The sequence below is a fragment of the Natrinema halophilum genome, from assembly GCF_013402815.2.
Taxonomy (GTDB): Archaea; Halobacteriota; Halobacteria; order Halobacteriales; family Natrialbaceae; genus Natrinema; species Natrinema halophilum.
In genome coordinates this window covers 922,864-948,642 of record NZ_CP058601.1, presented here as the reverse complement: position 1 = coordinate 948,642, position 25,779 = coordinate 922,864, and the positions used below count along the sequence as shown (strand labels likewise).

At 61.2% G+C, this 25,779-nt stretch carries 21 protein-coding genes and 1 tRNA gene; 15 read left to right on the top strand and 7 right to left on the bottom strand.

Going from position 1 to position 25,779, the window contains the following annotated elements:
• Positions 1-2 precede the first annotated feature (2 nt).
• On the bottom strand, positions 3-443 hold the full coding sequence (locus HYG82_RS25355) for a DUF5788 family protein (protein WP_179259897.1): 441 nt from the start codon (positions 441-443) through the stop codon (positions 3-5).
• 156 nt (positions 444-599) lie between these two features.
• Between HYG82_RS25355 and HYG82_RS25350 the strand changes: the two genes are divergently transcribed.
• The 3 genes from HYG82_RS25350 to HYG82_RS25340 all read left to right on the top strand — a co-directional run bounded on the left by HYG82_RS25350 (position 600) and on the right by HYG82_RS25340 (position 3,841).
• Entirely contained in the window at positions 600-1,538 is a 939-nt protein-coding gene (locus tag HYG82_RS25350) for a rhomboid family intramembrane serine protease (RefSeq protein WP_179259896.1), read from the top strand.
• 75 nt (positions 1,539-1,613) lie between these two features.
• A complete protein-coding gene (locus tag HYG82_RS25345) occupies positions 1,614-2,405 on the top strand; it encodes an endonuclease V (RefSeq protein WP_179259895.1) in 792 nt (263 codons plus the stop codon).
• Positions 2,406-2,899: 494 nt separating this feature from the next.
• Positions 2,900-3,841: an SDR family oxidoreductase gene (locus HYG82_RS25340; RefSeq protein ID WP_179259894.1), complete on the top strand. Its 942-nt coding sequence runs from the start codon at positions 2,900-2,902 to the stop codon at positions 3,839-3,841.
• 116 nt (positions 3,842-3,957) lie between these two features.
• Here HYG82_RS25340 and HYG82_RS25335 read toward each other — a convergent pair whose 3' ends face one another.
• Positions 3,958-4,485 carry a DUF7097 family protein gene (locus HYG82_RS25335; RefSeq protein ID WP_179259893.1) on the bottom strand — a complete coding sequence of 176 codons (528 nt, stop codon included), beginning with the start codon at positions 4,483-4,485 and terminating at the stop codon, positions 3,958-3,960.
• Positions 4,486-4,614: 129 nt separating this feature from the next.
• Between HYG82_RS25335 and HYG82_RS25330 the strand changes: the two genes are divergently transcribed.
• The 5 genes from HYG82_RS25330 to HYG82_RS25310 all read left to right on the top strand — a co-directional run bounded on the left by HYG82_RS25330 (position 4,615) and on the right by HYG82_RS25310 (position 12,578).
• A complete protein-coding gene (locus HYG82_RS25330) occupies positions 4,615-7,071 on the top strand; it encodes a methyl-accepting chemotaxis protein (protein WP_179259892.1) in 2,457 nt (818 codons plus the stop codon).
• Positions 7,072-7,345: 274 nt separating this feature from the next.
• Complete coding sequence (locus HYG82_RS25325) at positions 7,346-7,717, top strand: DUF192 domain-containing protein (protein WP_179259891.1); 372 nt, start codon at positions 7,346-7,348, stop codon at positions 7,715-7,717.
• Between the two features lie 125 nt (positions 7,718-7,842).
• Complete coding sequence (locus HYG82_RS25320) at positions 7,843-8,538, top strand: CPBP family intramembrane glutamic endopeptidase (protein WP_179259890.1); 696 nt, start codon at positions 7,843-7,845, stop codon at positions 8,536-8,538.
• A 406-nt stretch (positions 8,539-8,944) separates the two neighbouring features.
• Complete coding sequence (locus HYG82_RS25315) at positions 8,945-10,477, top strand: (R)-citramalate synthase (protein ID WP_235217889.1); 1,533 nt, start codon at positions 8,945-8,947, stop codon at positions 10,475-10,477.
• Positions 10,478-10,922: 445 nt separating this feature from the next.
• Positions 10,923-12,578: a right-handed parallel beta-helix repeat-containing protein gene (locus HYG82_RS25310; protein ID WP_179259888.1), complete on the top strand. Its 1,656-nt coding sequence runs from the start codon at positions 10,923-10,925 to the stop codon at positions 12,576-12,578.
• Positions 12,579-12,668: 90 nt separating this feature from the next.
• Here the strand turns inward: HYG82_RS25310 and HYG82_RS25305 are convergent, their stop codons facing one another.
• From HYG82_RS25305 to HYG82_RS25290, 4 genes are all read right to left on the bottom strand, one after another.
• Positions 12,669-14,342: a 4Fe-4S ferredoxin N-terminal domain-containing protein gene (locus HYG82_RS25305; protein WP_179259887.1), complete on the bottom strand. Its 1,674-nt coding sequence runs from the start codon at positions 14,340-14,342 to the stop codon at positions 12,669-12,671.
• A gap of 209 nt (positions 14,343-14,551) precedes the next feature.
• Positions 14,552-14,636, bottom strand: a tRNA-Ser gene (locus HYG82_RS25300).
• Between the two features lie 146 nt (positions 14,637-14,782).
• On the bottom strand, positions 14,783-17,473 hold the full coding sequence (gene ppc, locus HYG82_RS25295; protein ID WP_179259886.1) for a phosphoenolpyruvate carboxylase: 2,691 nt from the start codon (positions 17,471-17,473) through the stop codon (positions 14,783-14,785).
• Between the two features lie 572 nt (positions 17,474-18,045).
• Positions 18,046-18,975, bottom strand: coding sequence for an NAD-dependent epimerase/dehydratase family protein (locus tag HYG82_RS25290; protein ID WP_179259885.1), 930 nt, complete (start codon positions 18,973-18,975; stop codon positions 18,046-18,048).
• 703 nt (positions 18,976-19,678) lie between these two features.
• Here HYG82_RS25290 and HYG82_RS25285 point away from each other — a divergent pair.
• The 7 genes from HYG82_RS25285 (at position 19,679) to HYG82_RS25255 (ending at position 24,330) form a co-directional block, all read left to right on the top strand.
• Positions 19,679-20,131 (top strand): MaoC family dehydratase, encoded by a 453-nt coding sequence (locus HYG82_RS25285; protein WP_179259884.1) that lies wholly within the window; start codon positions 19,679-19,681, stop codon positions 20,129-20,131.
• A 130-nt stretch (positions 20,132-20,261) separates the two neighbouring features.
• On the top strand, positions 20,262-20,681 hold the full coding sequence (locus HYG82_RS25280; protein ID WP_179264355.1) for a universal stress protein: 420 nt from the start codon (positions 20,262-20,264) through the stop codon (positions 20,679-20,681).
• 160 nt (positions 20,682-20,841) lie between these two features.
• Positions 20,842-21,243 (top strand): universal stress protein, encoded by a 402-nt coding sequence (locus HYG82_RS25275; protein WP_179259883.1) that lies wholly within the window; start codon positions 20,842-20,844, stop codon positions 21,241-21,243.
• Positions 21,244-21,420: 177 nt separating this feature from the next.
• Positions 21,421-22,317 (top strand): universal stress protein, encoded by an 897-nt coding sequence (locus tag HYG82_RS25270; RefSeq protein WP_179259882.1) that lies wholly within the window; start codon positions 21,421-21,423, stop codon positions 22,315-22,317.
• Between the two features lie 54 nt (positions 22,318-22,371).
• Entirely contained in the window at positions 22,372-22,992 is a 621-nt protein-coding gene (locus HYG82_RS25265) for a metal-dependent hydrolase (protein ID WP_179259881.1), read from the top strand.
• A 137-nt stretch (positions 22,993-23,129) separates the two neighbouring features.
• A complete protein-coding gene (locus HYG82_RS25260; protein WP_179259880.1) occupies positions 23,130-23,837 on the top strand; it encodes a DUF2238 domain-containing protein in 708 nt (235 codons plus the stop codon).
• A gap of 61 nt (positions 23,838-23,898) precedes the next feature.
• On the top strand, positions 23,899-24,330 hold the full coding sequence (locus HYG82_RS25255; RefSeq protein ID WP_179259879.1) for a pyridoxamine 5'-phosphate oxidase family protein: 432 nt from the start codon (positions 23,899-23,901) through the stop codon (positions 24,328-24,330).
• On the opposite strand, the gene HYG82_RS25250 is transcribed toward HYG82_RS25255, so the two are convergent.
• Entirely contained in the window at positions 24,327-25,775 is a 1,449-nt protein-coding gene (locus HYG82_RS25250) for a TIGR00341 family protein (RefSeq protein ID WP_179259878.1), read from the bottom strand. The two genes, HYG82_RS25255 and HYG82_RS25250, sit on opposite strands and share 4 nt — an antisense overlap.
• Positions 25,776-25,779: the final 4 nt, after the last annotated feature.

Sequence of the window (25,779 nt, the reverse complement as noted above, 5' to 3'; positions counted from 1 at the left end):
CGCTATCGGCCCCTCCGCGTCGCCTGGTCGTCGTCCTGCCCGAGAGCCTTCTTGAGGAACGACATCCACCGCTTGCGGTCCTGCGCTTGCTGGACCTTCTGTTCGCGTTCGAGATCCGTCGGCCCGAGACTCTCGAGGGCGTTCAGCGCCCGATCGATGCCGATGATGCCCCCGGCGAGTTCTTCGCCCTTCTCACGGCTGATTTCGCCCTCCTCGATCCGGTCCAGTCGCTCGAGCCGTTCCCGTCGGAGGTTCTTCTTGGCCTGCTCGACGCGGTCGCGTTCGCCCGAGGGGATCGTCTCGCGGCGCTTGATCTCGAAGACGAACGTCCGGAGGTCGATTTCCTCCCCCTGGACCGTGATCGACTCTGGGATGTCCGCGCCGACGGTCGCGCCCTCGCGTTCGACCCGCTCGAGCAGTTGCTTGCGCTCGTACTCTTGCACATCCCGACATGGGAGGCGGGGAGGCAAAAATGTACAGTTCGTCGGTACGTCCGGCATCGATCGAGGCTACAATTGTCGCCCAACCGCGACCGAGCACGGTTCGAGATTGAGATAGAACCCCAAATCCCTTAGCGACTCCGCACATACCCCCGATCAATGGCCAAGTGCGACGTGTGTGGGAAGAACGAAAACATGCCGTACAACTGTCGGCACTGTGGTGGTACCTACTGTGCGGACCATCGGCTCCCCGAGAATCACGACTGCTCGGGGCTGCAGAACTGGAACGATCCGAAAGGCGTCTTCGACAGCGGATTCGACGACAGCGTCGACGGTGGGAGTACGTCTCGAGTCTCGAGCCTCACGAGTAAGATTCCGATCGATACGGGTCCAGGTGGGACGTTTGCGTACTTCCGCGGGAACATGACGTACACGTTCCTCGCGCTGATGTGGTTGACGTATGCGCTCCAGTTCATTACGCTTTATATAATTGGCAGTACGGCCCTCCACGAGACACTCTTCGTGCTCACTTCGCAGCATCCGGAGTTCGTCTGGACGTGGTTTACATCGATCTTTGCCCACGCTCCTTTCCCGGATTTCTTCCACCTCGTCGGGAACAGCATCGTGATATTCTTCTTCGGACCGCTCGTCGAGCGCTACGTCGGTTCAAGGAATTTTGCGATTCTGTTCATCGCCAGCGGCGTGCTCGCCGGGCTCAGCCAAATCGCGATTTCAGTTGCACAGGGTAGCCCGGGTGCCGTAATCGGAGCCAGCGGTGCCGCACTCGCAATCATGGGCGTGCTGACTGTCTTGAATCCAGGCCTCAAGGTGTATCTGTACTTTTTGCTCCCGGTGCCAATCTGGCTTCTCACCGCCGGCTACGCTGTGATGAGTATCACATTCCTCTCGGGCGCGGTCGGCGGTGGCGGTGGGATCGCTCATATGGCCCACCTCGTGGGCCTCGCAATCGGTCTCGCCTACGGCCAGTACGTCAAGAATAATCGGAACGTCGGCGCGCCAAATAGCCTCGAGTTCGGGGGCGGCGGTCCCGGCGGCCCGGGCGGTCCGGGAGGCCCCGGCGGTCGCCGACGGTTCTGACCGCAGTTCAACCCCTGCCCGCACCGTCGAAACCCGGCAACTGATTTTCTCGCGTCGCCTACCACGAGCAACTCGATGAGTCACCCCCGTCCAGACCTCGTCCCCGATCCAGACCTCTCGAGAGCGGAGATGGAAACTCTCCAGCGAGAAATTGCCTCCGTCGCCGTCTTCGAGGACGACTTCGCGTTCGATCCCGATGCGTTTTCGAACCCGCTCGAGTCCGCGGCCACCGGAACCGAGCCACCGGTCGTCGCCGGCGTCGACCAGTCGTTTCTCACGAACGAGGACGGCGATCAGGACCGCGCCCTGAGCGCCGTCGTCGCCATGCAAGGCGGCGAAGTGATCGAGCGCATTCACGCGGTAACCCCGCTCGAGATTCCCTACATTCCCGGTCTGCTCTCGTTTCGCGAAGGCGGGCCGATCCTCGCGGCGCTCGAGGCCCTGTCCGTCGATCCCGATCTGTTTCTGTTCGACGGCAACGGTCGTATTCACTTCCGAGAGGCAGGTATCGCGACCCACATGGGGGTCGTTCGAGACGTGCCGAGCATCGGCGTCGCGAAGAGCCTCCTCTGTGGAACGCCACAGGAGGATATCGACGAATTGCCCGCGGGCTCGAGGGTCCCCATCGAGGCGAACTCGCGGGTCGACGCGCCCGACGGAACCCGTATCGGCTACGCCGTCCAGACGCGCCAGTACGACTCGCCGAATCGGTACATCAACCCGCTGTACGTCAGCTCCGGCCACCGCGTCGGTCCCGAGACGGCGGCCGATGTCGCCCACGATCTCACGTCATCGTACAAGCTTCCCGAACCGGTCCGACTCGCGGATCAATACGCCGACGAAGCCAAGAAATCATCCAGCAGGTAGCACACCGTCACCATCCGCCAGCCACAGCCTGCCGACCATCCGCCGTCCACAGCCTGTCGACCATCCGCCGGCCACAGCCTGCCGACCACCCGCCGGCCACAGCCTACCGACCATCCGCCGGCCACAGACGCTCGACCACCCGCCGGCCACAGACGCTCGACCACCCGCCGGCCACAGACGCTCGACCACCCGCCGTCCATGGCTCGCTGACCAGCCGCCATCCACAGCATGCCGGCCGACCGCCCGTGGCGGGCGGGAATGAAAGGGGCCGGGTAGCTCGAGGAACCCGGGCGACGCAAGCACCACAGGGGACGAGCGACGCGAGTGACCGAGACGCGCAGCGAGCCCTGGGACTCGAGCCAGCCGGGGGCTTTCAGGATCGGTGCCGACTCGAACGAGTTCGTCGCGAGAGCAGAGTAGGTATCCGAACCGTTACTTACGATCAGAGCGACAAACCGTCGATACTTAGGTATCGTCTCTCGAACCGGTCACGTATGGCCACCGCTGAGGACGTCGACAGGACAGCCGATGACGGGCCGAACGGAACCGTCGTCGAGGACGACCGCGGTCGCGAGACGGCGAGCAGGAGCGATGCGGACCGATACACGCGCAAGAAATCGGTCCTCATCACCGGCTGCTCGTCGGGAATCGGGCGCGCGACCGCTCGAGCCTTCCTCGACGAGGAGTGGCAGGTCTTCGCGACTGCGCGCAACGTCGACGACATCGAACCCCTCGAGGAAGCAGGCTGCGAGACGCTCGCGCTGGACGTCACCGAGCCCGATGGAGTGGCACGAGCCGTCGAGGAGACCGTCGATATCGCGGGTGCGATCGACTGCGTCGTCAACAACGCCGGCTACGCCCAGATGGGGCCGCTCGAGGACATCTCGACGGTCGATCTCCACCGACAGTTCGACGTCAACGTGTACGGTCCACACCGGCTCACTCGCGCCGCCGTACCACACATGCGCGCACAGGGAGCGGGACGGATCATCAACGTCTCGAGCGTTATCGGTCGAATTTCCGTCCCCGGTGCGGGCGCTTACGCCGGCTCGAAACACGCCCTCGAGGCGATGAGCGACTCCCTTCGAGCCGAGGTCGACGAGTTCGACATCGACGTGGTCGTGATCGAACCGGGGCCGGTCGAGACGAATTTCTCGGATCGAGCCGACGACGAACTCCCCGAAGACGAACGCACGCCAGCCTACGAGTCGCTGTACGATCTGTACGACGAAGCCGAATTGATCGGCAGTGGGGCCGGCGGTCCGTTCGCATCCGAACCCGAAGACGTGGCCGAGGCGATCCTCGAGGCCGCGACCAGTCCCGATCCGCCGGCGCGGTACCCAGTTGGGCCGTTGGCACAGTACGGCCTCTACGCTCGCTACCTTCCCGATCGATTGCGCGACGCGGTCTACGGCCTGCTGCGAAAACTCGCGTAGGGCTGAGAAACCGGTTTATCGGTCGGTCGTATCCGTCTCCTCGCCCTGTTCTCTCTTTCGGATCAGTCTCGGCTTCTCCGTCGATGTAGCGTCTCGAGCCGGTCCTGTCCCGACCCCTATTCGTCCGTCTCGTATCGATCCGCGGCGGACTCGAATCCGAGTTCCGATTGCTCGCGACCGCGGCGCTCCTCGAGGGCCGCGATCGCTTCCGGATCGGGTGCGACATCGTCGGTGATTCGCGCCCACGAGTTGTGGACGTTGGCGTGGCACCACCGACAGAGGTAGATCGTGATCTCGTGGGAGAGCGTGTCGCCGTCTCGCGCGTACGAGAGGTGGTGTTCCTCGAGAAGCGGGCGTTCGTCGTCGTGAGCTATTCGTTTTTCCTCGAGACCGCAGCGGACGCACTCGCGGTCGCGGTTTCGCGAACGGAAATGCGGGCAATCGGCCCACGACCAGTCTGATTCGGGGTCGACGACGGGACACTCGTAGTCGTCGGTTGCGCGCTCTCGGGCGAACTCGGGGTCGTGTTCGTAGTGATCGAAGGCGTATCGACACCGGCCGTCCCCGGTTAGATAGTCACAGACGCCCGCGAACTCGTAGGGGTCGTCGACGCCGACCGAGGTTCCACGTGGCGTTTTCTCCATGCCCGGGTTCCGGATTGGAGTCGAACGGATTTGAATGCTGTGAGGGCGACGGGTCAGCGAACCAGCTTGGATATAATGTGTGATGTGATAATTCGTAAGAGATAAGAAGTACGATTTCAGTCATGTAGTATGGTGGGGAGACTGCGACAGGTGGTACCAACGTCCATACGAGAGAGATATGCGCTGAAGTTCGGAATCGTGTTGCTGGCCTTGGGGGTCATCGTCGGATCGCTAGGTCTCGTAGCAACCGCGGCACTCACAAACAGCGTCGAATCGACCGTACTCGACGATCAAGAGGATGCAGCAGTTCGAGAGGCACAGGCACTCGACAAGTGGCACCAACGAAACGCACAAATCGTCGCATCGTCGTCCGGCGCGCCCGTCTTCAATTCTAGCGACGAAGCTGAGATAGAGACGTACATCCGCGATACGTATCAGGAATTACCCGATTCGAAGATGAATGCGATGTACGTCGACACCGCGTCCGGTGAAATCATCAGAGGTGTCAACACCGACGCCGCGTCGCTGCAGGCGCTGCAGTATCCGAACGCGAGCGACCTCCACGACGACGTCTCGTACTTCGACGTGCAGCGAACTGATCCGTACGCGATGCCCGACGAGACGGGAATCGCATTCGACGTCCGTCCGGTCGTCTCGTACTACATCGGCGTCGGCGACGAGAACGACGACCGAGCGCTCGTGATCACGTTCAATCTCGCCACACGCTCGACGGACGTCCTCTCGAGTACGGATTCTGATACCGTCGTAACGATCGTCGACGAAAAGGGGCGGATCGTCGGCGACGACGCGTATCTCGGCTACGAGGATGGGAAAGAGGCGGTGACGTTCTTCGAATCCTACGAGGATCGCAGCGGGCTCCTCAAAAAAGCACGCATGGATGCACCGGACGCGACGAGGATCAACACTCGACCGAGTGAAACGCTCCGGCAGAAACCGTACACCTTCGCACCCGACGGCTACGTCGTCGGCTACCACGAGACTGCGGATGGGTCGATCGTCCTCGTCCATACGACCGAATCGGAGGCGCTCGGGTTCGTCAACACGGTCAACCGGTTCGGGACGGCGGTCACGATCGGTGCCGTGCTTCTGATCGGCCTGTTCGGTGCCTGGCTCGGCAGAAATACGGCGATTTCGATAGATCGACTGACGAAAGCGGTCGGTGAGATGGAGCGCGGGAACCTCGATGTCGAGGTCGAGACCGCGCGAATCGACAACATCGGCCGGCTGTACGACGGTTTCGCCTCGATGCGCGACGAGTTAAAACGAAAAATCACCGAAGCCGAAGCGGCGCGATCGGAAGCCGAACGTGAACGCGAACGCGTCCAGGAGATCAATGACGCCCTCCAGCAGGCTGCGGCGGCGTACGGCGACGTGATGGGGAAGGCTGCCGATGGCGATCTTACCGTTCGGATGGATCCGGAGACGTCGGACAACGACACTATGCAAGCCATCGCGGCCGACTTCAACGAGATGCTCGGCGAACTCGAGGGGACTGTCGAGCGCATCAATCGATTCGCCACCGACGTCGCGACAGCCAGCGAAGAGGTCACCGCCTCGAGCGAAGAAGTCAAAACTGCGAGCGAACAGGTCAGCGAGTCGATCCAGGAGATTTCGAACGGCGCGGACGATCAATACGAATCGTTGCGGTCAGTTGACGTGGAGATGAACAACCTCTCGACGACAACCGAAGAGATCGCCGCCACCTCCAACGACGTCGCCGACGTTGCTGAACGAACTGCCCGAACCAGTCGCGAAGGACACGATGCGGCTCAGAAGGCTATCGATGCCTGTCGTAACCTCGAAACGGAACGGGACGCTGTCGTCGAGGAGTTCGAGCAACTCCGTACCGAGGTCAGACAGATCGACGATCTGACCGAACGCATCGCGGAAATCGCCGAGCAAACGAACATGCTCGCCCTCAACGCCAACATCGAGGCGTCGAGATCCGCACCGGCCGAGGACGATGGGGGATTCGCAGCGGTCGCGGCCGAAGTCAAGGACCTCTCCCAGGACGTCAAAGACACCACCGAAGAGATCGGGGGTCGACTCGATCGGATTCAGAATCAGACCGAGCGGTCGGCAGAAGAGGTCAGTCACACGAGCCGAGAGATCGAACGCGTCCACGACCTCGTTACCAACACGGTCTCCTCGCTCGAAGAGATATCCGAGTATGCTCAGGAGACCAACAACGGCATTCAATCGATCTCGACCGCGACGAAGGAGCAGGCAGAATCGACGCAGGAAGTCGTTGCGATGGTCGACGAGGTCGCAACGATCGCCGAAGAGACGACGGCCGAAGCCGAGACCGTCGCTGCATCGGCCGAAGAACAGACGTCCGCGTTGACAGCGGTATCCGAATCGGCGGGCAACCTCTCCCAGCAAGCTGTAACGCTCTCGGAGGCGCTCGCTCGATTCGAGACGGATACGGACGCGGAGACTGCAGTTGCCGAATCGCTCACGGCGGCGACGGAGTCCGGATTTGGCGAGGGGGTCGCCCAGTCTGACCACGATGACGAATCGGACGAGACGGACATCGGCGGTGATGCGTTCTCGTTCGGGGAGTAGCCGACAAAACCAGTGGATACTCCCGAATCGGCGGAGCGCCACGAAACCGCTGCGACGGACGAACGGTCCGTTTTCGACGCGTGATGCTACCCACGAGGCGCTCGTCCGATCTGCCAGCCGAATGTCGATGCCGAAAGAGGGCTCTCGGAGGGGATCGGTGGCGTTCGGATGACGAACCACGCGGACGGAACAAAAGACGCGACGGAGCCTCGAGCGGCGATGGGCCAGGAGACCGGCGAGAAGGTTTTTGCCTACTGCCTGCGGATTCGGTCGCGTGCGACTCGTCTGCGAGCCGGTGGCCGACGATTCTCGATTCGACGGGGGAGCCACCGTTCTGGCGAGGGAAGTCGACGTTGCGGATTCGATCGTAAGTCAGGCACGCGGGCTCATGTTCCGCCGATCGGTGCCGGACGACTACGCGCTTGCCTTCACGTTTGGATCAGCAAAGCCCCGCGACCTCCACATGCTGTTCGTTTTCTTTCCGATCGATGCCGTCTGGGTGGTCGACGGCGTCGTCCAGCGCATCGAGCGACTCCACCCGTGGCGGAGCTTCGCCCGCGAACGAGCCGACCTGATCGTCGAACTTCCGGCTGGCGCTGCCGATGTCGTCGATCCCGGGGATCGGCTCGTTCTCGAAAGCGACTGAGATCGAATCGAACCGACCCGATTCACCGGGTCCGGTCAGGGGACGGTCGACACGGAATTCTGAATGAATTTGTATTCCATCATATATATTAAAAAATAAATTCGGCATTGGCGTGACGATAGCGTATGAGTCGATCGAAACCGGTCACCGTCGCCGCGGTCGTCGTCGCTGGATGGATCGTTCTCGAGTTCGCGCTTCGACGGGGGCTTGTCAGTGTTGCCGTGACGGCCGGGTTCGATCCGCTAGTGGTGGACTATCTCGTGCTCGCGATCGGATTACCGCTTATCGCGGGGGTGCTCAGCTGGTACGCACTCGAGCACGGACAGAACCGGGAGACGTGGGGATGGGACTGGGCACCGCGAAACCTCGGACTGGGAGTCTTCGCGGGGATCGTCGGAATCGGACTGTTAGCTGGTGCCTCACAGATCGACGCGGCGCTGTTCGGTCTCGATGAAACCGGTGCAGCCGTCGGCGAGGGACTGACGGCAGCATTTGAGGCCAACACTACACTGGCGTTTCTCTTTCTCGTCGGGAACGGGGTCCTCGCCCCGATCGCGGAGGAGCAGGTCTGGCGGGGGATCGTTCAGACAGAACTGGTCGACGAGTGGGGTAGTGCGGTCGGTATCAGTGTGACCGCGATCCTGTTCGCGCTCAAACACGTGGTCGTCGATCTGTCTGTGGGTCGTCTGACGACGCTGCTGACGCTCGGATTGCTCTTTGGCGTCGTTCGTCACCGATGGGGAACTGCAAGTAGCACGGTGACGCACGTGCTGCTCAACGTCGTCTCGTCGGCGAGTATCGTCGCCGTGGCGTTGCTCTGAGTTCGTCGGACCGGTGGGGCTGAGCGGTCCTGCTTCGGCAAGTCGGACCGGTATAGTAGTCGATGAAAGTCATTGCACACCCCGCTCTCGAATTCGCGGCCAGCGAGTGCTCGCTGGCCGCAGCAGTGCGAGCGGTGGGTGAATCGCTTCAACGACTACTATAGTACGAGAGGCGTTTCTTCGTCGCCGGTTTGACCTGCAGACGTCGGGCTCGGACACATACCGACCTGGGATGCCCCCGACGTGCGTTGTTCGGAACCGGCGGCTTTAAGACAGCGTACTTCGATATAGCGAGATACAATGGCACGCAATACGCCATCCGATGAGGATAGAGGAAGTCGGGGCAACCCGGCTGGGCGCGAAATTCTCCGACGAACGTAACTGCAGTAATCGCAATTCATCACTCTTGCCTGTAACTCACTCCACCGAACAGACGATCGCATCGGACCGTACAGTACGCCTTCTCGACACGACGCTTCGCGACGGCGAGCAAGCACCAGGTGTTTCGCTCTCACCGGACGAAAAGGTCGAGATCGCTCGCTCGCTCGAACGGGCCGGCGTCTCCGTGATCGAAGCAGGAAGTGCCTGTACCGGCGCGGGTGAGCGACAGGCCATTTCCCGAGTAACCGACCTCGATCTCGACGCTCGGGTCACCAGTTTCTGTCGCGGAATGAAAAGCGACGTCGACCTCGCACTCGACTGTAACGTCGACGGCGTACTCATCGTCGTCCCGTCGAGCGACCGTCACGTCGAACGCAAGGTCGGCATCTCCCGCGAAGAAAACCTCGAGAAGACCGCCGAAATCGTCTCCTACGCCAAGGATCACGGCCTCTGGGTCGAGGCCCTCGGTGAGGACGGTTCGCGAGCCGATCTCGACTATCTCGAACAGCTGGCAGAAGCGTCACTCGATGCGGGTGCTGACCGGTTCTGTTTCGCCGATACGGTCGGCCACGCCGGGCCGGAACGCACGCACGAGGCCGTGTCTCGCCTCGCCGAGATCGGCCCGGTCGGTGCGCACACCCACGACGACCTCGGTCTGGGCGTCACCAACGCCCTCGCGGCCGTCTCGGCCGGTGCCGACCTCGTACACTGCACGGTCAACGGGCTCGGCGAACGCGCGGGCAACGTCGCCCTCGAGGAAGTCGCGATCTCGCTGTCGCACGTCTACGGCGTCGAGACGCTCGAACTCGAGGAGCTATACGATCTCGCCCAGATCGTCTCTCGGTCGACGGGCGTCCAGCTCCCGCCGAACAAAGCCGTCATCGGTGAGAACGCGTTCACCCACGAGAGCGGTATCCATACCGACGGAACGCTGAAAGACGACAAGATGTACGAGCCGTACGCGCCCGAGACTGTGGGACGCGAGCGCAGACTCGCACTCGGCAAACACACCGGCCGCGCCGGCGTCGAGGCCGCCCTCGATGAGCACGGCATCGAAGCCACCGACGACGAAATCGCCGAGATAGCGACTCGAGTGACCGAACTCGGCGATCGCGGCCGCCGCGTCACCGATGCCGACTTGCTGGCCGTCGCCGAGGACGTCACCGGCGATGACCGCGACCGCGTCGTCGAACTGCTCGATCTGACCGCCACCAGCGGCGGTGCCGTCCCAACCGCGAGCGTCAGGCTCGACGTCGACGGCGAGGAGCGCGTCGCCAGCGGCACCGGCTCCGGACCCGTCGACGCTGCCGTATCCGCGGTCCGCGAAGCCCTTGGCTCGATGGCGAACGCCGAACTCGAGTCGTACCACGTCGATGCGGTTACCGGCGGTACTGACGCGGTCGTCACCGTCGAGGTCACCATGGCCCGAAACGACCGTTCGGTAACGGTGGCTTGCAGCGAGGCCGACATCACCCGTGCGAGCGTCAAGGCGATGGTCGACGCTCTCGATCGACTGCTCGCTGCTGACGAGCAGCCGCTGACCCCCGCAGACGATTGATATCGGCCGCCGATCCAGGTCGGTAAACGATTCTCGAAATCGATTCGGTGACCGATTCCCGACGCGTTGCGGCCGCTGGCTGGCGACGAATGGAACGGGCGCGAACTGCCGGCGGACGAACCCGCAAACGGGACCGTACCCCCACTCGTCGGTGACCGTTCCCAGAGTTCGCTTCACATCGACTGAGTACACCTGGACCGTTCTATAGGAACGATTTTGCCGTCGATCAGCTCCCCCTTACCGTTGAGATTGCGCTGCCAAACGAAATCTAGGTGGCAATTTCTCCGTGACTGCGGCGGTGACCGCCGGATACAGTGTGTGAGTCCCTAGCTGTCGGTGGTGTGATGGTTGCAGGGACGAAACAGGAAGATAACCGTCCACGGGTCCTCAAACGTCGGTAAATCACCTATAACAAATCTACGAAGATTCGGAATGTTTGTCTGCGATGAAAGATGACAACCAGTCCGACCAATCGACCAGCGCCGGTGATACCACACGACGATCGTACGTCCGTTTGCTCGGGTCCCTGGGCATCGGTGGTGCCCTCGCCGGTGTGGCTGGGACGACCGCTTCTGGCGCGGCCACAGCACAAACCGGCATGGCTGCGAACGGGATTTCCGTGAGCGACTCGGGAACGATGATCGACGCTACCGTTGCACACCTCGATTTCGATAACTCGCTGTCGGCGACCGAAGCGGGCGACGACATCGTTCGGATCGATGCCGATACGAACCCGAACATAGTCGACGTCCGCGAAGACCTCGGTATCGAACCCGAGCAAGACGACCTGCTGGCCGCGATCGAGGACCACTACTCGTCGTTCAAACCGACGGAGCGAAACCACCGGTACGAGGTCCCGCCCGGAACGTGGTACGTCGAGACGGACAACATCCACCTCGAGGCCCACGAATACTTCGAACTCGTCGGGTGTCCGTTCGCGACGCTCAAAGTAACAGACCAGGACGTCGACCGGCTGATGACCGTTGGAACGCTGGACGCATCACTCCCCCACGCTCAGCGGACGATCATGTGCGACCTACAGGTCGACATTCGGGGCGACTACGACGCCGGGATCGCTCGCTGGTACACGTACAAGTACGGACATATGGAGAACGTCTCCATGCGAGGCCGACGAGATAAGTACAACAGCGCATACGGAGGCGACCGACACACGATCCTTGTCGACGGGGTTCGCTCCTTCACGACCAATATCATCAGGGGCTGTAACCTCAACAATGGTGATACGAAGTACGACCGGTCGACCCACGTCGGCCACGCGATCCCCTTCAGTTCGGACACCTACAATCACGGCACGAACTACTGGGAGGGATGTCAGGTATCCGACTACATCGATAACGGAATATACGTCTCGGGCGACGACGGTCAGAACATCGTTACGGGCTGTCACGTGCAAAATTGTGCCGGGGCAGGGATCCGAATCGGTCCGAACGACCACGTACGGAACTGCCAGATTACCATGACCGACCACCCCGGGTATCCGTGGTCCGGTCTCTGGCTCGAGAACGGCGGCGGCCAACTGGTCTCGCAGGTGCTGGTAAACAACCAGATCAGGAAGAACACCGAAATCATTCGATTGACTCAGGACGGTCCAGCCCGACTGACCGACGTACACATAAACGACGGCGGGACGGACGGCCGTGCGATTCGAGTGGACGATAACGACGCTGCGCCGACCATCTTCGAAGGGTGTACGATCACCGATCGTTCGGAGCCGACGATATCCGATTACGCGGTCTACGTTCAATCGTCGAACGTCACCTTCAGCAACTGTGATTTCCACATCGCGTCACAATCACCGATGGATCGACACGGCGTCTTCGTCACGAACGGGGACGACGCTATCGATCGGCTCTCGCTCGACAGTTGTACGATCGACACCGACGGTGCCAGCCTCCGCTTCGACGAAAGCGGCGAGAGTCACAACGTTACTTGCTCGCGCTTCGGCGGACTCGTGATGAGCGACTCCGATACCACGCTCTCGAGGGTACTATGGGTCGGCAACCGCCACGGCGGGGACACTCGATTTCGAGGCCAGCGTCGTCAGTGGGAGGGCGACTTCAACTTCGGCTTCGACGTGTGAATCGCCCCGCTGTGCTCACCACGCTACGCACGGTTACCTTCGAATATTGAAGTTTGGAAGATATCGGACGCAAGGAGGAAGCGTACGGCGCTAGTGGGAGGAACCCGACTCCTCGCCGACGCCAAGGTCCGTGTCGCGATCGAAGAGGCCGACGGTTTCGTCGTCGAGAGCCTTCTGTCGCACGTTGAGCATCCCGACTTCTTCGTACGAAGTCGGCCCGGGGACCTGATGGGCTTCGGGACCCGGTTCGTGTCCGAGATAGTCGACGTTTGGGTTCGTTCCGATGTCTCCGAGCAACTCGAACTCGTTTTCGGGCGCGTCGACGTAGTCCTCGAACAGTTCCTGAGCGACGTCCTCCCGCGTGGAGACCACCACGTCTTGGCTCGGTCCCTGGAACTGCTCGACCAACAGCCCGAGCTGTCTAAGCGTTTGCTGGCTTCCGAGATCGATACCCGTGCTCTCGATGGCGCTGACGACGTCGAGTATCGTCTGCTCCTTGTCCGGGAGGGTGTCTCCCGGCGACGCCTCCTCCTCGTAATCTACGCGGGTGAGCCGGACCGCTTCCGCGAGCGCGATCAATTCGACGGTGAATTCGTCGACGGCTTCGACGATGGCGTCCAGATTCGGGTCGACGCCCTGGAGCGATGACGAAACTGAATCCGGCGATGGGAGCGCCGTGTACACGTTGATGATCGTTCGCGTTCGAGCAGGGTTCTCCCTGTAGCGCTCCGGATCGCTCGCGGGGTTGTTCTTGTTGCCGAACTGGATCACGTTCGGTGGACAGGCCATTTCGCAGGCGGTCGTGCCGACCAGTTCGTCGCCTACGTTGCCGTCCTGGCGGGGCGGATCGAAGACGCACTTCGACATGACGCCGCGGGGTGCGCGGCTGCTGACCCAGCGATCGCGCTGATCGTACATCATCTCCGGACCGATCTCCTCATCGTCGACGTTCGGCTCATCCCACTGGAAATAGTTGACACCATACGGGCAGGCGACCTGACAATACCGACAGCCGATACAAACGTCGTAGTCGGTCAGCACCAGCCCCCCTTCGTCGCGCGTGTGTCGAGCCGTCGTCGGGCAAACCTTTTCGCACGGGGCGTCCGTGCAGTGCTGGCACGGGCGGACGAGGTAGTTGAAATCGTGGACGCTTGCGTTTTCGGTGTCCGGTTCTGGCGACTCGACCTGGCCGTCCTCGAACGCGAGGACGTACATCCAGTTGGCCCCCTGATCCCAGTTGTGTTCCTCGTTGCAGGCGACGACGCAGGATAGACAGCCGTCACAGTGCTCCAGATCGATCGTCATCCCCCACTGGGTCGCCTCCTCGTCGGGTTGGACTTCCCCCGGTTCCTCGACGGCAGGTTCCGATTCCGGTTCCTGCTGATCGACTGCACCCCAACCGAGACTTGCGAATCCGGCACCGGCAGCACTCTTCTTGAGCATCTCGCGGCGTGATTCCTTGCCACTGAACGCCGAGAGCAGCGATCCTGACTCCTCGTCGTCGGCATCGTCCGGACTCGCGATCGGCCGTTCGTCCTCGCCGAACTCCTCTATCACCTCCTCGTGATACTCCTCGTGAAATTCTTCCTCCGAGAGCTCCCCCTTGGTGACCCGCATGGCGTCTCTCCCCATCTTCATCCCGAGTTCTGTATCGTATTCCGTGTCGTCGAGCAGATCCTCGAGGTTGTCTTGCCACTCCTCCCCGAGCGGATGGAACGGTTCCTCACTCTCGGTTGGATCCCCCTCGATGTCGTCGAAACTCATCGCACCCACCTCTCTCGAATCGGCAGATATGAAATCACGTACATCGGTTTCTCGTGTCACAATCTGTACCACAAGAATGAGCATAGTTGCCGCCCTTGCGAGTGATGGGGTAGTACCGCTCTGCTCGGGGTCGACGCAACTCTCGTACCGTTGTGCCGATCGGTGCCGGGAGGCGAACGTACCACTCGTCGATTTGTACCGATGAGAAGCGCCGAGAGGGAGATTTGAACTCCCGAGTCCGTGAGGACAGCAGATTTCGAATCTGCCGCCTTGGCCGGGCTAGGCTATCTCGGCTCATCCACTTCTACTCGAGAGACGTTTTTACCCGTTTCGATTCTTCGTGCCCCCTGTGATCGGTTCGCGTCCGAAATCGGCCGACGATACTGTCGTCTCGAGAGACGAATCGAACAGACGGCGGGCTTGCGCTGCCCAACCGGCACCTATCCGGTGTTTTTCATTCCGGCGGCGATGCCCTTGACTGTCAACCGTAGCGTCCGTTCCTCGATATCCGTCCGGTGGGTTCGATCGAGGAGATAGACCTGCAACAGGTTCAACGGGTCGACGTACGGGTTTCTGCGTTCGAGATTCTCACCGAGCCAGTCGCGGGTGTGCAGGCGCTCGCGCTGACCGATTTCTGTAATCAGTTCGGCTGCCCGCTCGTATTCGTCGGACAGGCGAGGGAAAAACCGCTCTCGAAGCGCAGAGTCGGCCAAGTCGGCGTATTGCTCGGCGATCTCGAGTTCGGTTCGCGACAGAGAAAGTGCGGCGTTGTCGAGCGTCGTTCGGAAGAACGGCCATTCGTCGTACATCGCTTGTAACGTTTCCAGTGATCCGCCATCGTCCAGATAGGCCTCGATGCCCGTTGCGATTGCGTACCAGCCCGGCAGGATGCACCGCGACTGCGTCCACGAGAATACCCACGGGATCGCCCGTAAATCTTCGACGGTGCGCTCACCAGACCGAGAGGCCGGTCGTGACCCCAGGTCGAGGTCCTCGATGACCGTAATCGGCGTCGCCTGTTCGAAGTATCGAACGAAGCCCTCGCTCTCGAGGAGGTCGCGGTATTCCTGCCGAGCGACGTCGGCCATGGTTTCCATCGCGTCGATCCACTCGTCGTGGACTTGCTCTTCGGGCTGATCCATCGCGCGTTTCCGAGCCCTGAGCTGGGCGTTGAGCATCTGTTCGATGTTGCGCTCGGCGATGCGCGGATTGGCGTACTTCTCGGCGATAGCCTCGCCCTGTTCCGTGAACTTGACCTGTCCGGTCACGGTCGAGTTCGGAAGCGCCAGCAACGCCTCGTTCATCGGCCCACCGCCTCGCGAAATCGAGCCACCGCGACCGTGGAACAACCGCATCGTTACGTCGTGGTCGTCACAGATCTCACCCAGCCGCCGCTGGTTCTTGTACAGCGACCAGTTTGCTGCGAGGAAGCCGTTTTCTTTGTTCGAGTCCGAGTAGCCGAGCATGATCTCCTGGGTCCGGCCACGCGCCTCGAGGGCCTGCGCGTAGGCCTCGTTCTCGAACAGCGTTCCCATGATGCGACGAGCTCCCGAGAGGGCGTACTCGGTCTCCAAAAGCGGGACGATGTCGATTCCGGCGTGTTCGGGGAGGGAAACGACGTCCGCCTGATCGGCCAGGAACAGGACCTCGAGGACGTGGCTCGGCTCCTCGGTCATCGAGATACAGTAGGTGTCTATCGCGTGGATGCCGTACTCGGTCTGCCAGTCGGCGAGACTGTCGAACAACTCGAGGGCGCGCGCTGATTCCTCCGAGAGATCCGCTGTATCGCTGAGATCGATTACCGGTTCGTCCTGCAGGACCGCGTCGGTAAGGAATTCGACGCGTTCGTCCTCCGAGAGGTCGTAATAGTCGATTCCCTCGGTCTCGAGGGCCTCGGCAATGGCGTCGGTGTGTTTTTGCTGATGATCGCGCAGATCGAGGCTTGCGAGCGAGAAGCCAAACGTCGCGACCTGTCGTCGGATCGGATCGACGTGGGCATCGACGACGCTTTCGGCCCCGTTTTTGCGTAGACTCTCGGCGATGATAGCGAGGTCATCGAGGAGGTCGTCAGCTTCGTCATACCCGCCCGGTCGGACGTCGCCGACGCGACGGAGCCGTTCGCGCATCAGCTTGAGCTTTTGTCGGTACGGTTCGTCGGGGTAGCGCTCCTCGGCCGTGCGGGCGCTGCCGGGTAATCGTTCGCGGTCCTCCTCGAGCGAGGCGTGGAACGTGGAACCGGCGTCGATTCGGCTGCCGTCCTGGCTCAAGATCCCGGAGAGGCGCTTGAGCTGTTCGCGATACCGTTCGAGGATGACCGACCGCTGGCGCTCGAGGGTGTTTGCGGTCACATCGGGAGTTACGTAGGGGTTGCCGTCGCGGTCGCTCCCCGCCCACGAGCGGAACTCGAAGAGCTTCGGGATATCGAGGTTGCCGGGGATTTCCGCATCGATCGCATCGTCGAGTTCGTCGTACACTTCGCCGACGACCTCGAACAGCGTGTTCTCGAGGTACCATTGGACGTTTCGCGCCTCGTCTTCGGGTTCCGGCTGGCGATTACGCACCTGTGGCGTCTGCCACAGGCTCGTCACCTCTGCGTCGATGTCTCGCCAGACCTGACTTTCCTCTTTGTCGGTCAGCAAGCGTTCGTCGAGCGTCTCGATGTCCGTCGATATCGTTCGGAGTTTCGATTTGACCGTCTTGCGCCTGGCTTCGGTCGGATGGGCGGTGAACGTCGGCTCGATCAGAACGTCGTCCAGTACCTGTTCGACGGTTTCGACGTCGGTCTCAGCGAGTTCCTCTGCCGCGGTCTCGAGACTATCGTCCAGTGTCTTCTCGTGGGATTCCGTCCGAATCGTCCGGACCCGTTCGCGTTCCTCTGCGAGGTTGATCAACTCGAAATATGTCGTAAACGCGCGGGCGACGATCCGTTGTTGATGGGGAGATAATCCTTCGAGTTCCGTGATGAGGGGGGTCCGAGATTCGAGTTCACCGGACCGGTAGTCGATCGCAGTCCGGCGACACGACTCGACCGTCTCGAATGCCCGACGGGAAGTCTGTTCCTCGAGGACATCCCCGAGCAACGCGCCGAGTTCGCGAACGTCCTGGCGGACGTCTCTGTTGTGGAGTCGCATATCGCGTGAATGAGTGTGCCACACTAAAAACTCCTTGCAACCACACTCGGCAGTTCATCCATCGTTTTTCATGATAATATTATTTTAGTATCATACGACGGAACTGGCTGTTTAGCCGGCCATAATAGTTTCGAACGGTGAAATTCGTCTCGTCGCAGATCCCACAATTCGGCTGTTTGGCCCGTAGTCTCATCACAGTCGTACGTACAGCACATACGTGGCGTACCGCGTGCCGTCCCGCGATGCGGTCACCAACAGACTCGACCCGCGAGTAGTACTCGAGAGACCGATTGCGTATATACAGGAAGACTACCACCTAATTAAGTAACTGAGTGGTGGATGATGTACGTATTCGTTAGATGAGACGGGTTCCTGAAGCTGTTCAGACCAGCAGGGCCACCAAATTCTCGTGGCGCGATTAGCGGGTAAAGCGTGGCGATACTGTCAGAGTGGGACACTCGAACGGAGCACGTACAACGGAAAGCCTGGGCTCGTCTGTCCGAGTGTGAGACCCCACAGGTCCAATTTTGGTGGGGACTTCGACCCGTAATTCGAGTTGTTACTGCGAGTCGTTACCCGTCGGTGTACTGCGCACAGACACGCTGGATGCCCTCTTCGAAGTCGATCTGAGGTTCCCAGCCGGCTTCGTCCCGAATCTTCGAAGCATCTGCGCAGGTGTCGTGGACGTACACTGACTCTGGGATCGGGTTATCGACATATTCCGGCTCCACATCGGTTCCGAGTTCGTCGTTGATCATCGCCACGACAGTGTTGAAGTCGAAGGCTTCGCCGGTTCCCAGGTTGTAGATGCCGTCGAGTTCGAAAGCTGCAGCCAACTCGAGTCCGCGGACGATATCGGAAACGTGGGTGAAGTCCCGCGTCTGGGTGCCGTCGCCGTACAGTACGGGTGATTCCCCGGCTGCGATGTCGTCGGCGAACTGCGCGATCACGTTTGCGTACTCGCCCTTGTGTTCTTCGGCACCGCCGTAGCCCTGATAGACGGAGAAAAACCGCATTCCGGCCGCCGTAATGTCGTAGTGGTTCGAGAAGTATTCGCCGTATCGTTCCCGAGCGAGTTTCGACGCCTCGTACCCAGTATTGACGCTGACGTCCATTTCCTCCGGTGACGGCTCGGTGCGACTGCCGTATATCGACGACGTCGAGGCGTAGACGACGGTCTCGCAACCGTCACGACGAGCCTGTTCGACCACGTTGACGAAGCCCTCGACGTTCACGCGGGCGCCTGTCGTCGGGTCGTCCTCGTGCATCGCGTACGAGGACAACGCCGCCAGGTGGAAGACGACGTCGACATCTGTCGGTAACTCGTCGTCCAAAACGCTCGCGTCGACGAACTCGACGTCGTCGACCAGGTTCTCGGGCGTCCCGAGATAGCAGTCGTCGACGACGGTTACGTCGTTGGCTTCCGACAGGTGATTCGCCAGGTTTGATCCGATAAATCCCGCTCCACCGGTAACGAGCACGGAACGTCGCTCGAGGTCCATATCTGAAACCCAATTCGACGGTGTATAGGTGTTTTGAAGGAACGAGCACGGGCGGCGAGTGAAAACTGCGATATGCGATGGGCCGACGCTTTCCGTACTGCGGCGGCTTGGTTGAGCCGACGCTGTTTGGCTGCGTGTCGAACCGTTCGGGGGAGCGAACTTCCCGCATCGTACTCTCGACTATCGGCTTCGGCCCGAGCTGGGCGTCTACGTCGTCTTCGGGATCGTACCCCTTTGCGCGCCGGTTCGATTTCACTCTTCTCACAGATCCTTCGCGGCAGCATTTTTCTCGGCTTTCCCTGCTCGAGAAACGCCACCCCGACGGCTCAATCGATGTATTGTCAGTATTCTTACCAATATATGGTGGTCGGGCCGCCGTCTTCCCAGTCGTTATTGAGGTAGCATTCGACGGATACCGGATAGGCGAGACCGTTGACGGCACCCCCTTCTATACCGGGTTCAGGTATCTAGTCGCGTTCGCCCGCCGCTATTACCGAATTGGTCGCCGCAGTCTGCGCTAATCTGATCGAATCCATCCTCTAACGGGCTTTCGGCCCAAAATTCCCTTCATGATCACTGATGTAAGAATCTGCCGAATCTACGAGGCGATGGAACGCCTCGAGGTCGAGCCGAATCGCTTCGCCGCCAATCCATCCTGCCTGAGTCCACAGGTTCTTGCCGATACGTCGTTCATCATTCGTCAATGCGTTACTACGAGGACATCGAAATCGGAGAAACCAATGAATACGGTGAGTATCACGTCACGAAAGAAGAGATTATCGAATTTGCCGAACAGTACGACCCACAGCCGTTTCACGTCGACGAGGACGCTGCTGAAGAGTCAGCGTTCGGTGAACTGGTCGCATCGGGCTGGCATACCGCGGCGATGTGCATGCGGATGCTCGTGGACGGCCCGATAGAGGAACGAGCCAGTATGGGCGCTCGCGGTGTCGACGAACTTCGCTGGAAACAGCCCGTGAAACCCGGCGATATACTCTCGATCCGCACGGAGATTCTAGACAAGCGTGTCTCGGAAAGCGATCCCCGGCGGGGGTACGTCGACTCTCGACTCGAGGGAGTCACGCACAACGACGACGTCGTGATCTCCTGGATCGGGCTCGGTATGATCGCGCTCCGAAACCCGAACGATGCGTAAGCAGTTCTGGCAGGCGGTCTGCCGATAGAGTGCCATCGCAGCCTCGTCTATCGACCTTCCATGCGGACGTATCAGTCGGCGTGGTGAAAGCTATTTGCGCTGTTTTCGCGTGGTAGTTGTTGTTCCGATGATGTACGAGACGATCCTCGTTCCCACGGATGGAAGCGACCCAGCGAACCGTGCCGTCGAACACGCGCTGGCGCTTGCCGACCGGTACGGCGCGCAACTCGATCTCCTGTATTGCGTCGAAACGTTTCGCTACGGCGAACCGGCACTGAGCAGCACGGAAATCGTTCTCGACGATCTCGAGGATCGCGGCCAGGATCTACTGACGGACCTCGCCGAGACCGCCGACAATTACGGGACCGAGGCGTCGACGTGTCTCTGTCACGGTCGCCCCTGGGAGGAAATCCTCGCTCGAGCGGACGAAGTCGACGCGGACCTCATCGTGATCGGATATCAGGGCCAGAGTCACAGCCGCGACCGGAAGATAGGCAGCACCGCCGAACGGGTCGTTCGCTCGGCGAATCGACCGGTGTTGACCGCCTGAATCGCCCTGAACCGCGCTCCGTCGGCTCCCCGTCTATCGGTCATCACTCCATTATCTGGCGGTAGATCATCGTGTATCGCGATCGTCAGCCTTGAACTGATCTGATCTGCGTCCCCGTTCGACACAGGGGCTTATCAGAATCCTCGGTGAACAGGTTCGTATGTATCACGACATTCTCATTCCGACCGACGGGCGCGAGAACACCGAGCAAGCGATCGACGAAGCCATCGATCTCGCGGCCGAGCAAGACGCGACCCTGCATACGATCTACGTGATCAACTCCGCTGCGATTGCCCCGGGGATAACCTTCGAGGATCTCGAGACGATCGGCCAACAGGCTGTCGAGTACGTGCGTAAACACGCGGCAGAGGCCGGGATCGACCGCATCGAGCAGTGCGTGACCCACGGCCTTCGTGGCGAAACGATTCTGAGATATGCAGCCGAGCACGACGTCGATCTCATCGTGATGGGTAGACACAGGGAGTTAGACCACCTCGTCCGCGGGAGCGTCTCGAAACAGGTCGCTGACGAGGCGACGGCCCAGGTTCTCGTCGTCGAGTGACCCCGACGAGCGGGATTCTTCCATCGAACGAATCGGTATCAATCGCCCTTGGTCGATCTCAGGCCGACGTTGCCAAACCGATCGTCCGTCTGCACGCTCTCGACCCACGCGACACTATCCGGTAGTCCGGGGTCTCCGCAAATAGTCAAGAGGTCGGGGTCCGAATCGGCCTTACGAATGGTCGACCATATCGTGATCCCCGTCGATGGAAGCGAGGAATCTAAGCGGGCCGCAACGCGGGGCCTCGAGCTAGCGAGTGTCGTCGACGCAACCGTCGATGTCCTCCACGTCGTCGAACAGAAGTCGCTCAGACTCGCGAAATCGGCCGACGAACAGACCCGACTCCGGGAACGAGGGGAATCGATCCTCGAGGAGATCGAGGCCATCGCGGCTGACATCGGCCGACCGATTACGACGGAACTGACCGAAGGGAAACCCAGCGTACAGATTCGCGAGTTCGCCGCGGAACGCGACGCGACGGTGATCGTGATCGGCAGACAGGGGGTAACCGGACTCGGGAAGCGGCTGCTCGGCGGTGTCACGGAGCAGGTACTCAGCCGAAGCGAGATCCCCGTTCTGGTCGTTCCACACGGCGACGGAGCGACGACGCCGGTAACCGACTACTCTCGAATCCTCATCCCGACGGACGGCAGCGAGAACGCCGACGCCGCCACCCAACCCGCCGTGACGATCGCACGGCACTGTGGTGCGACTATCGACGTACTAAACGTCGTCGACATCCAGAACGCTGGTGGGATGTTCAGCGCTGGCGGCCTCGAGACGGAGTTCATCGAGCGACTCGAAGCGGTGGGGAGCGAAGCCGTCGACGAGGTTGCAGGCGAGATCGGTGAGACGGCGCCCGAAGTTGCCGTCACCACCGATGTCGTTCGGACGAGCTCGCTCGACGGTGTGGCCGCCGGAATCAGCGAGTACGTCGCGGATCGCGACGTCGATCTCATCATCATGGGATCTCACGGCAGATCTAATCTCGGGCGCCACGTGCTCGGCAGCGTGACCTCAGCCCTGTTGCGGACGGTCGACGTTCCGATACTGGTCGTATCCCGATCGGCGTAAGTCATTCGAGTGACCGATGCGTTCAAATGATTCCGTCCCCTGTAATACGACACTATGATGCTTCCGACTCACGCGTTTACCGGGTTGCTGCTCGCGCTTCCGTACGCACTTGCGATACCGGAGTTCGGCAGCGCTGCACTCGTTGCCGGCTTTCTTGGTGGCGTATTCCCCGACCTGGATATGTACGTCGGCCATCGAAAGACGCTTCACTACCCGGTTTACTTCTCGGTTCTCGGAGTCGCAGTCGCGCCGATTGCGCTGCTCACCCCGTCGCTACTGACGGTTGCGGCGGCGTTTTTCCTGCTCGGTGCGGCCGTTCACAGCGTCACCGACATCTTCGGGGGCGGTCTCGAGTTACGCCCGTGGGAAGCGACCTCGGACCGCGCCGTCTACGACCATTACCGCGGTCGCTGGATCGCACCCTACCGGTGGGTTCGATACGACGGAGCGCCCGAGGATCTCATGCTCTCGGTAACGCTTGCCGCCCCGCTTTTGATCACCCTTGAAGGCACCCTCCGATGGATCGTCGTCGCGTCGTTGGGCGTTGCCATCGTGTATACCGCCGTCCGACGTATCCTCCCCGCAATCGCCGAAGTTCTCTTCGGCAGGGGACTCATCTCGAGCCTGCCGTCCCCCGTTCTCGCGTACGTCCCAGCGCGGTATCTGGACGAGTAACCGGCCATCCGCCCGCTAAAATAGGTTGCCGGTGAACGTATCGAGTAAGGGGTCGAACCCGCGGTCGCTCGAATTTGATCTCGTCGATCGGCTCAAAAATACTATAGTAGCTTCGGGACAGTGATTCGTGCTAACGAATGGTCTTCATTTCCGGTTTCGCATCGCTCGGAGTAACGATTTTGCAGGGCGGTATTCTCGTGATCTTGCTCGAGGCGATTCGACGACGAGATATCGCCGCAGCCGTCAACGCGGTCGTGTCGTTTGCGGCCGTTTTCCTGCCGTTGCTCGTCGAGGTTGTCGCTCGAGAGGCGACTTCGGCCACTGTCAGCGTCGGTCCGGAACTCCCGCTGTGGATCGCCGTCGCAGGATTTCTGCACTCGATCGGCATGTTAGGACCGTACGATTCCATCCGATGGTGGGATTCGCTTACGCATACGGTCTCGGCGATGCTCGTCGCCGCATTGGTCTACGCTGGTCTCATCGTCGTTGCTCGAAACACTGCTGCTGTCGGTCGATCGTCAGGCGGTGTCGTGGTGCTGACGATCCTGATCATGGTGGCCGTCGGCGTCTTCTGGGAACTGATCGAACTCGTCGCCCGCGACGTCGGGGAACGATACGACGTCGAACCGGTTCTCGTTCACTACGGCTGGCGCGACACCGCGTTAGACCTCGTCTTCGACATGGTCGGAACGCTTCTGGTCGTCGTCCTCGACCTTCGTCTCTTCGTTCCCCTCGCCGCGGAATATCCGAACGCGACGAGACGGCTGTTAACGTGGAGCATCGCGGTGATTCTGCCTGGCTCACTGCTCATGGCGCTGATCGTTCACGTCGGTCGCAAGCGGTGATCGACTCCGAGCGCGAGCGTGGCAGGTGAGCGTACTTATCTCTCCGCCTCGTTCGGACGGTATGGAACACGCCGACTACGTTTACACGAAGGGGATGAAAGAATCAGACCTCACGGAGCGCTTGCGAACCGGCGATCACGGCGTCCTCGCCCTTGCGGACGGCGACGACGCGTACGCGGTCCCGTTGAGCTATCGATACGACGGGGAGCGCATCCTGCTTCGCGTGAGCTACCACGACAACGACGCGGAGAAGCGTCGCTACCTGGAGACCACCGATACCGCCACGTTCGTCCGCTACGGGGGATCGACAGACGAATCGTGGAGCGTTCACATCCGCGGCCCCGTTACCCGGTCGAACCGCGACGTCGACGAGGAGACGCTCAACGAGTGGTTCCCGCCGTTTCGCCTGTTCGACGAAGCGATCGAAGACGTCGAATTCGAACTCTACGAACTCGAGCCGGTGGCTGTCGCAGGTCGAGAGACGATGGACTAACCCCCCGATATCGGTCTGTGGATGCGCGGGGAGGTTTGCCGGGCGAAACGGACCCTTTCGTCGACGAACAGCCCGCCGACGGCCGCCGCTTGGCGACCCGAGAGCGATCGGTGCGACCTGTCGCCGGTGCTGTTGACGACCATTCGCTCCCCGGAACCGTTCTCGTACCGTTCGGAGACGACGTACTGCACCTCGACGACGAGCTGGCCCGAGACGTGGGCCGAAATATTCTCGTAAATCCGGTCGCCAAGCGGCGGAGCCGGTCCGGGTTCGCGCCCGGAGACCGTGACGACGACGCGGTCGATCGACTGGATCGGGTAGTCGTCGTTCAGGATTACCTCGACCGAATCCTCCTCGGCAGTGTACTGTGAACCATCGACGACTTCCGCAACCTCTTCCTCGGCGGTCGATTTCAGTTGTGTCGTCTGTATTTCCATCAGCGTGATGGCTGCGAGGGGTGCGGTCAGCACCAGCAGTGCGATTCCGAAAACCGCCGCGTACGCGACTGTTGGCTTGCGCGAGGGCGACACCTCGAACAATCCCTGCGGCCGATATCCGGCGACCCAGAGCGTGACCAGTGCAGCGGCGTTGATCGACAGGACGTTGACGACGACGAGGACGAACGCGCCGATCGCCGCGCCGTTCATTCCCCAGGCGGCGGTGATGCCGGTGGCGGCCGCCGGCGGAATGAGTGCAGCAGCGATCATCACCCCCACGATCGCCTCCGAGAACCCCCTCGTGAGGCTGATGATACCGGCGACGCCGGCACCCAGCGCGACGGCAAGCGAGAGGAGGTTTGGCGAAACTCGTTCTTCCAGTTCGGTGACGACCACGATGTCGATTCCCGCTGGCTCGAGGCCGGCGAGTCGAGCGAGAAGCGCGAGGACGGTCGAGGCCCCGATGACGATGACGATGCCGACGAGTTGATAGCGAAACCCCGTCGTCCGAAGGTCGTCGTCGGCGGTGACGATACCGACGTTGGCAGCCAGCGCGGGACCGACCAGCGGTGCGATGACCATCGAACCGACGACGACCGCGGGCGAGTTCGATAGCAAGCCCGCCGTGGCGACGATCGCGCTGATAATTAACATCGCGACGTACGTAGAAAACGCGGGTGTGAGCTCATCGGCCTTCGTCCGTAGGACCTGTCTGGAGGTTCGTTCACCCGTCCCACCGTGGCTGTAGCGATCCAGCAGATCGTCGAAATCGCGAGAGATGACGGCTTCTGCGTCGATGACGACGACACGAGCCTCGTCGATCCCGGCCTCCGCGAGCCGATCGAGTACCGGTTCGACGGCTCGCGTCGGAAGCGGGAAGCGAATGACAGCTGTATACCCCCTGTCGCTCGTCTCGTCGCTGACGACGTAATCGATACCTTCCGCTTCGAGGATATCGATGACGGCCCGTCGCCGCCCGTTCGGAACCGTGATCTCGAGATAGCGCACGCGG

Excerpts from the sequence above, each read along its gene's own strand:
- HYG82_RS25350 (WP_179259896.1), top strand. The coding sequence starts at position 600 with ATGGCCAAGTGCGACGTGTGTGGGAAGAACGAAAACATGCCGTACAAC.
- HYG82_RS25345 (WP_179259895.1), top strand. The coding sequence starts at position 1,614 with ATGAGTCACCCCCGTCCAGACCTCGTCCCCGATCCAGACCTCTCGAGA.
- HYG82_RS25340 (WP_179259894.1), top strand. The coding sequence starts at position 2,900 with ATGGCCACCGCTGAGGACGTCGACAGGACAGCCGATGACGGGCCGAAC.
- HYG82_RS25335 (WP_179259893.1), bottom strand. The coding sequence starts at position 4,485 with ATGGAGAAAACGCCACGTGGAACCTCGGTCGGCGTCGACGACCCCTAC.
- HYG82_RS25330 (WP_179259892.1), top strand. The coding sequence starts at position 4,615 with ATGGTGGGGAGACTGCGACAGGTGGTACCAACGTCCATACGAGAGAGA.
- HYG82_RS25320 (WP_179259890.1), top strand. The coding sequence starts at position 7,843 with ATGAGTCGATCGAAACCGGTCACCGTCGCCGCGGTCGTCGTCGCTGGA.
- HYG82_RS25310 (WP_179259888.1), top strand. The coding sequence starts at position 10,923 with ATGAAAGATGACAACCAGTCCGACCAATCGACCAGCGCCGGTGATACC.
- HYG82_RS25305 (WP_179259887.1), bottom strand. The coding sequence starts at position 14,342 with ATGAGTTTCGACGACATCGAGGGGGATCCAACCGAGAGTGAGGAACCG.
- ppc (WP_179259886.1), bottom strand. The coding sequence starts at position 17,473 with ATGCGACTCCACAACAGAGACGTCCGCCAGGACGTTCGCGAACTCGGC.
- HYG82_RS25290 (WP_179259885.1), bottom strand. The coding sequence starts at position 18,975 with ATGGACCTCGAGCGACGTTCCGTGCTCGTTACCGGTGGAGCGGGATTT.
- HYG82_RS25285 (WP_179259884.1), top strand. The coding sequence starts at position 19,679 with ATGCGTTACTACGAGGACATCGAAATCGGAGAAACCAATGAATACGGT.
- HYG82_RS25280 (WP_179264355.1), top strand. The coding sequence starts at position 20,262 with ATGTACGAGACGATCCTCGTTCCCACGGATGGAAGCGACCCAGCGAAC.
- HYG82_RS25275 (WP_179259883.1), top strand. The coding sequence starts at position 20,842 with ATGTATCACGACATTCTCATTCCGACCGACGGGCGCGAGAACACCGAG.
- HYG82_RS25270 (WP_179259882.1), top strand. The coding sequence starts at position 21,421 with ATGGTCGACCATATCGTGATCCCCGTCGATGGAAGCGAGGAATCTAAG.
- HYG82_RS25265 (WP_179259881.1), top strand. The coding sequence starts at position 22,372 with ATGATGCTTCCGACTCACGCGTTTACCGGGTTGCTGCTCGCGCTTCCG.
- HYG82_RS25260 (WP_179259880.1), top strand. The coding sequence starts at position 23,130 with ATGGTCTTCATTTCCGGTTTCGCATCGCTCGGAGTAACGATTTTGCAG.
- HYG82_RS25255 (WP_179259879.1), top strand. The coding sequence starts at position 23,899 with ATGGAACACGCCGACTACGTTTACACGAAGGGGATGAAAGAATCAGAC.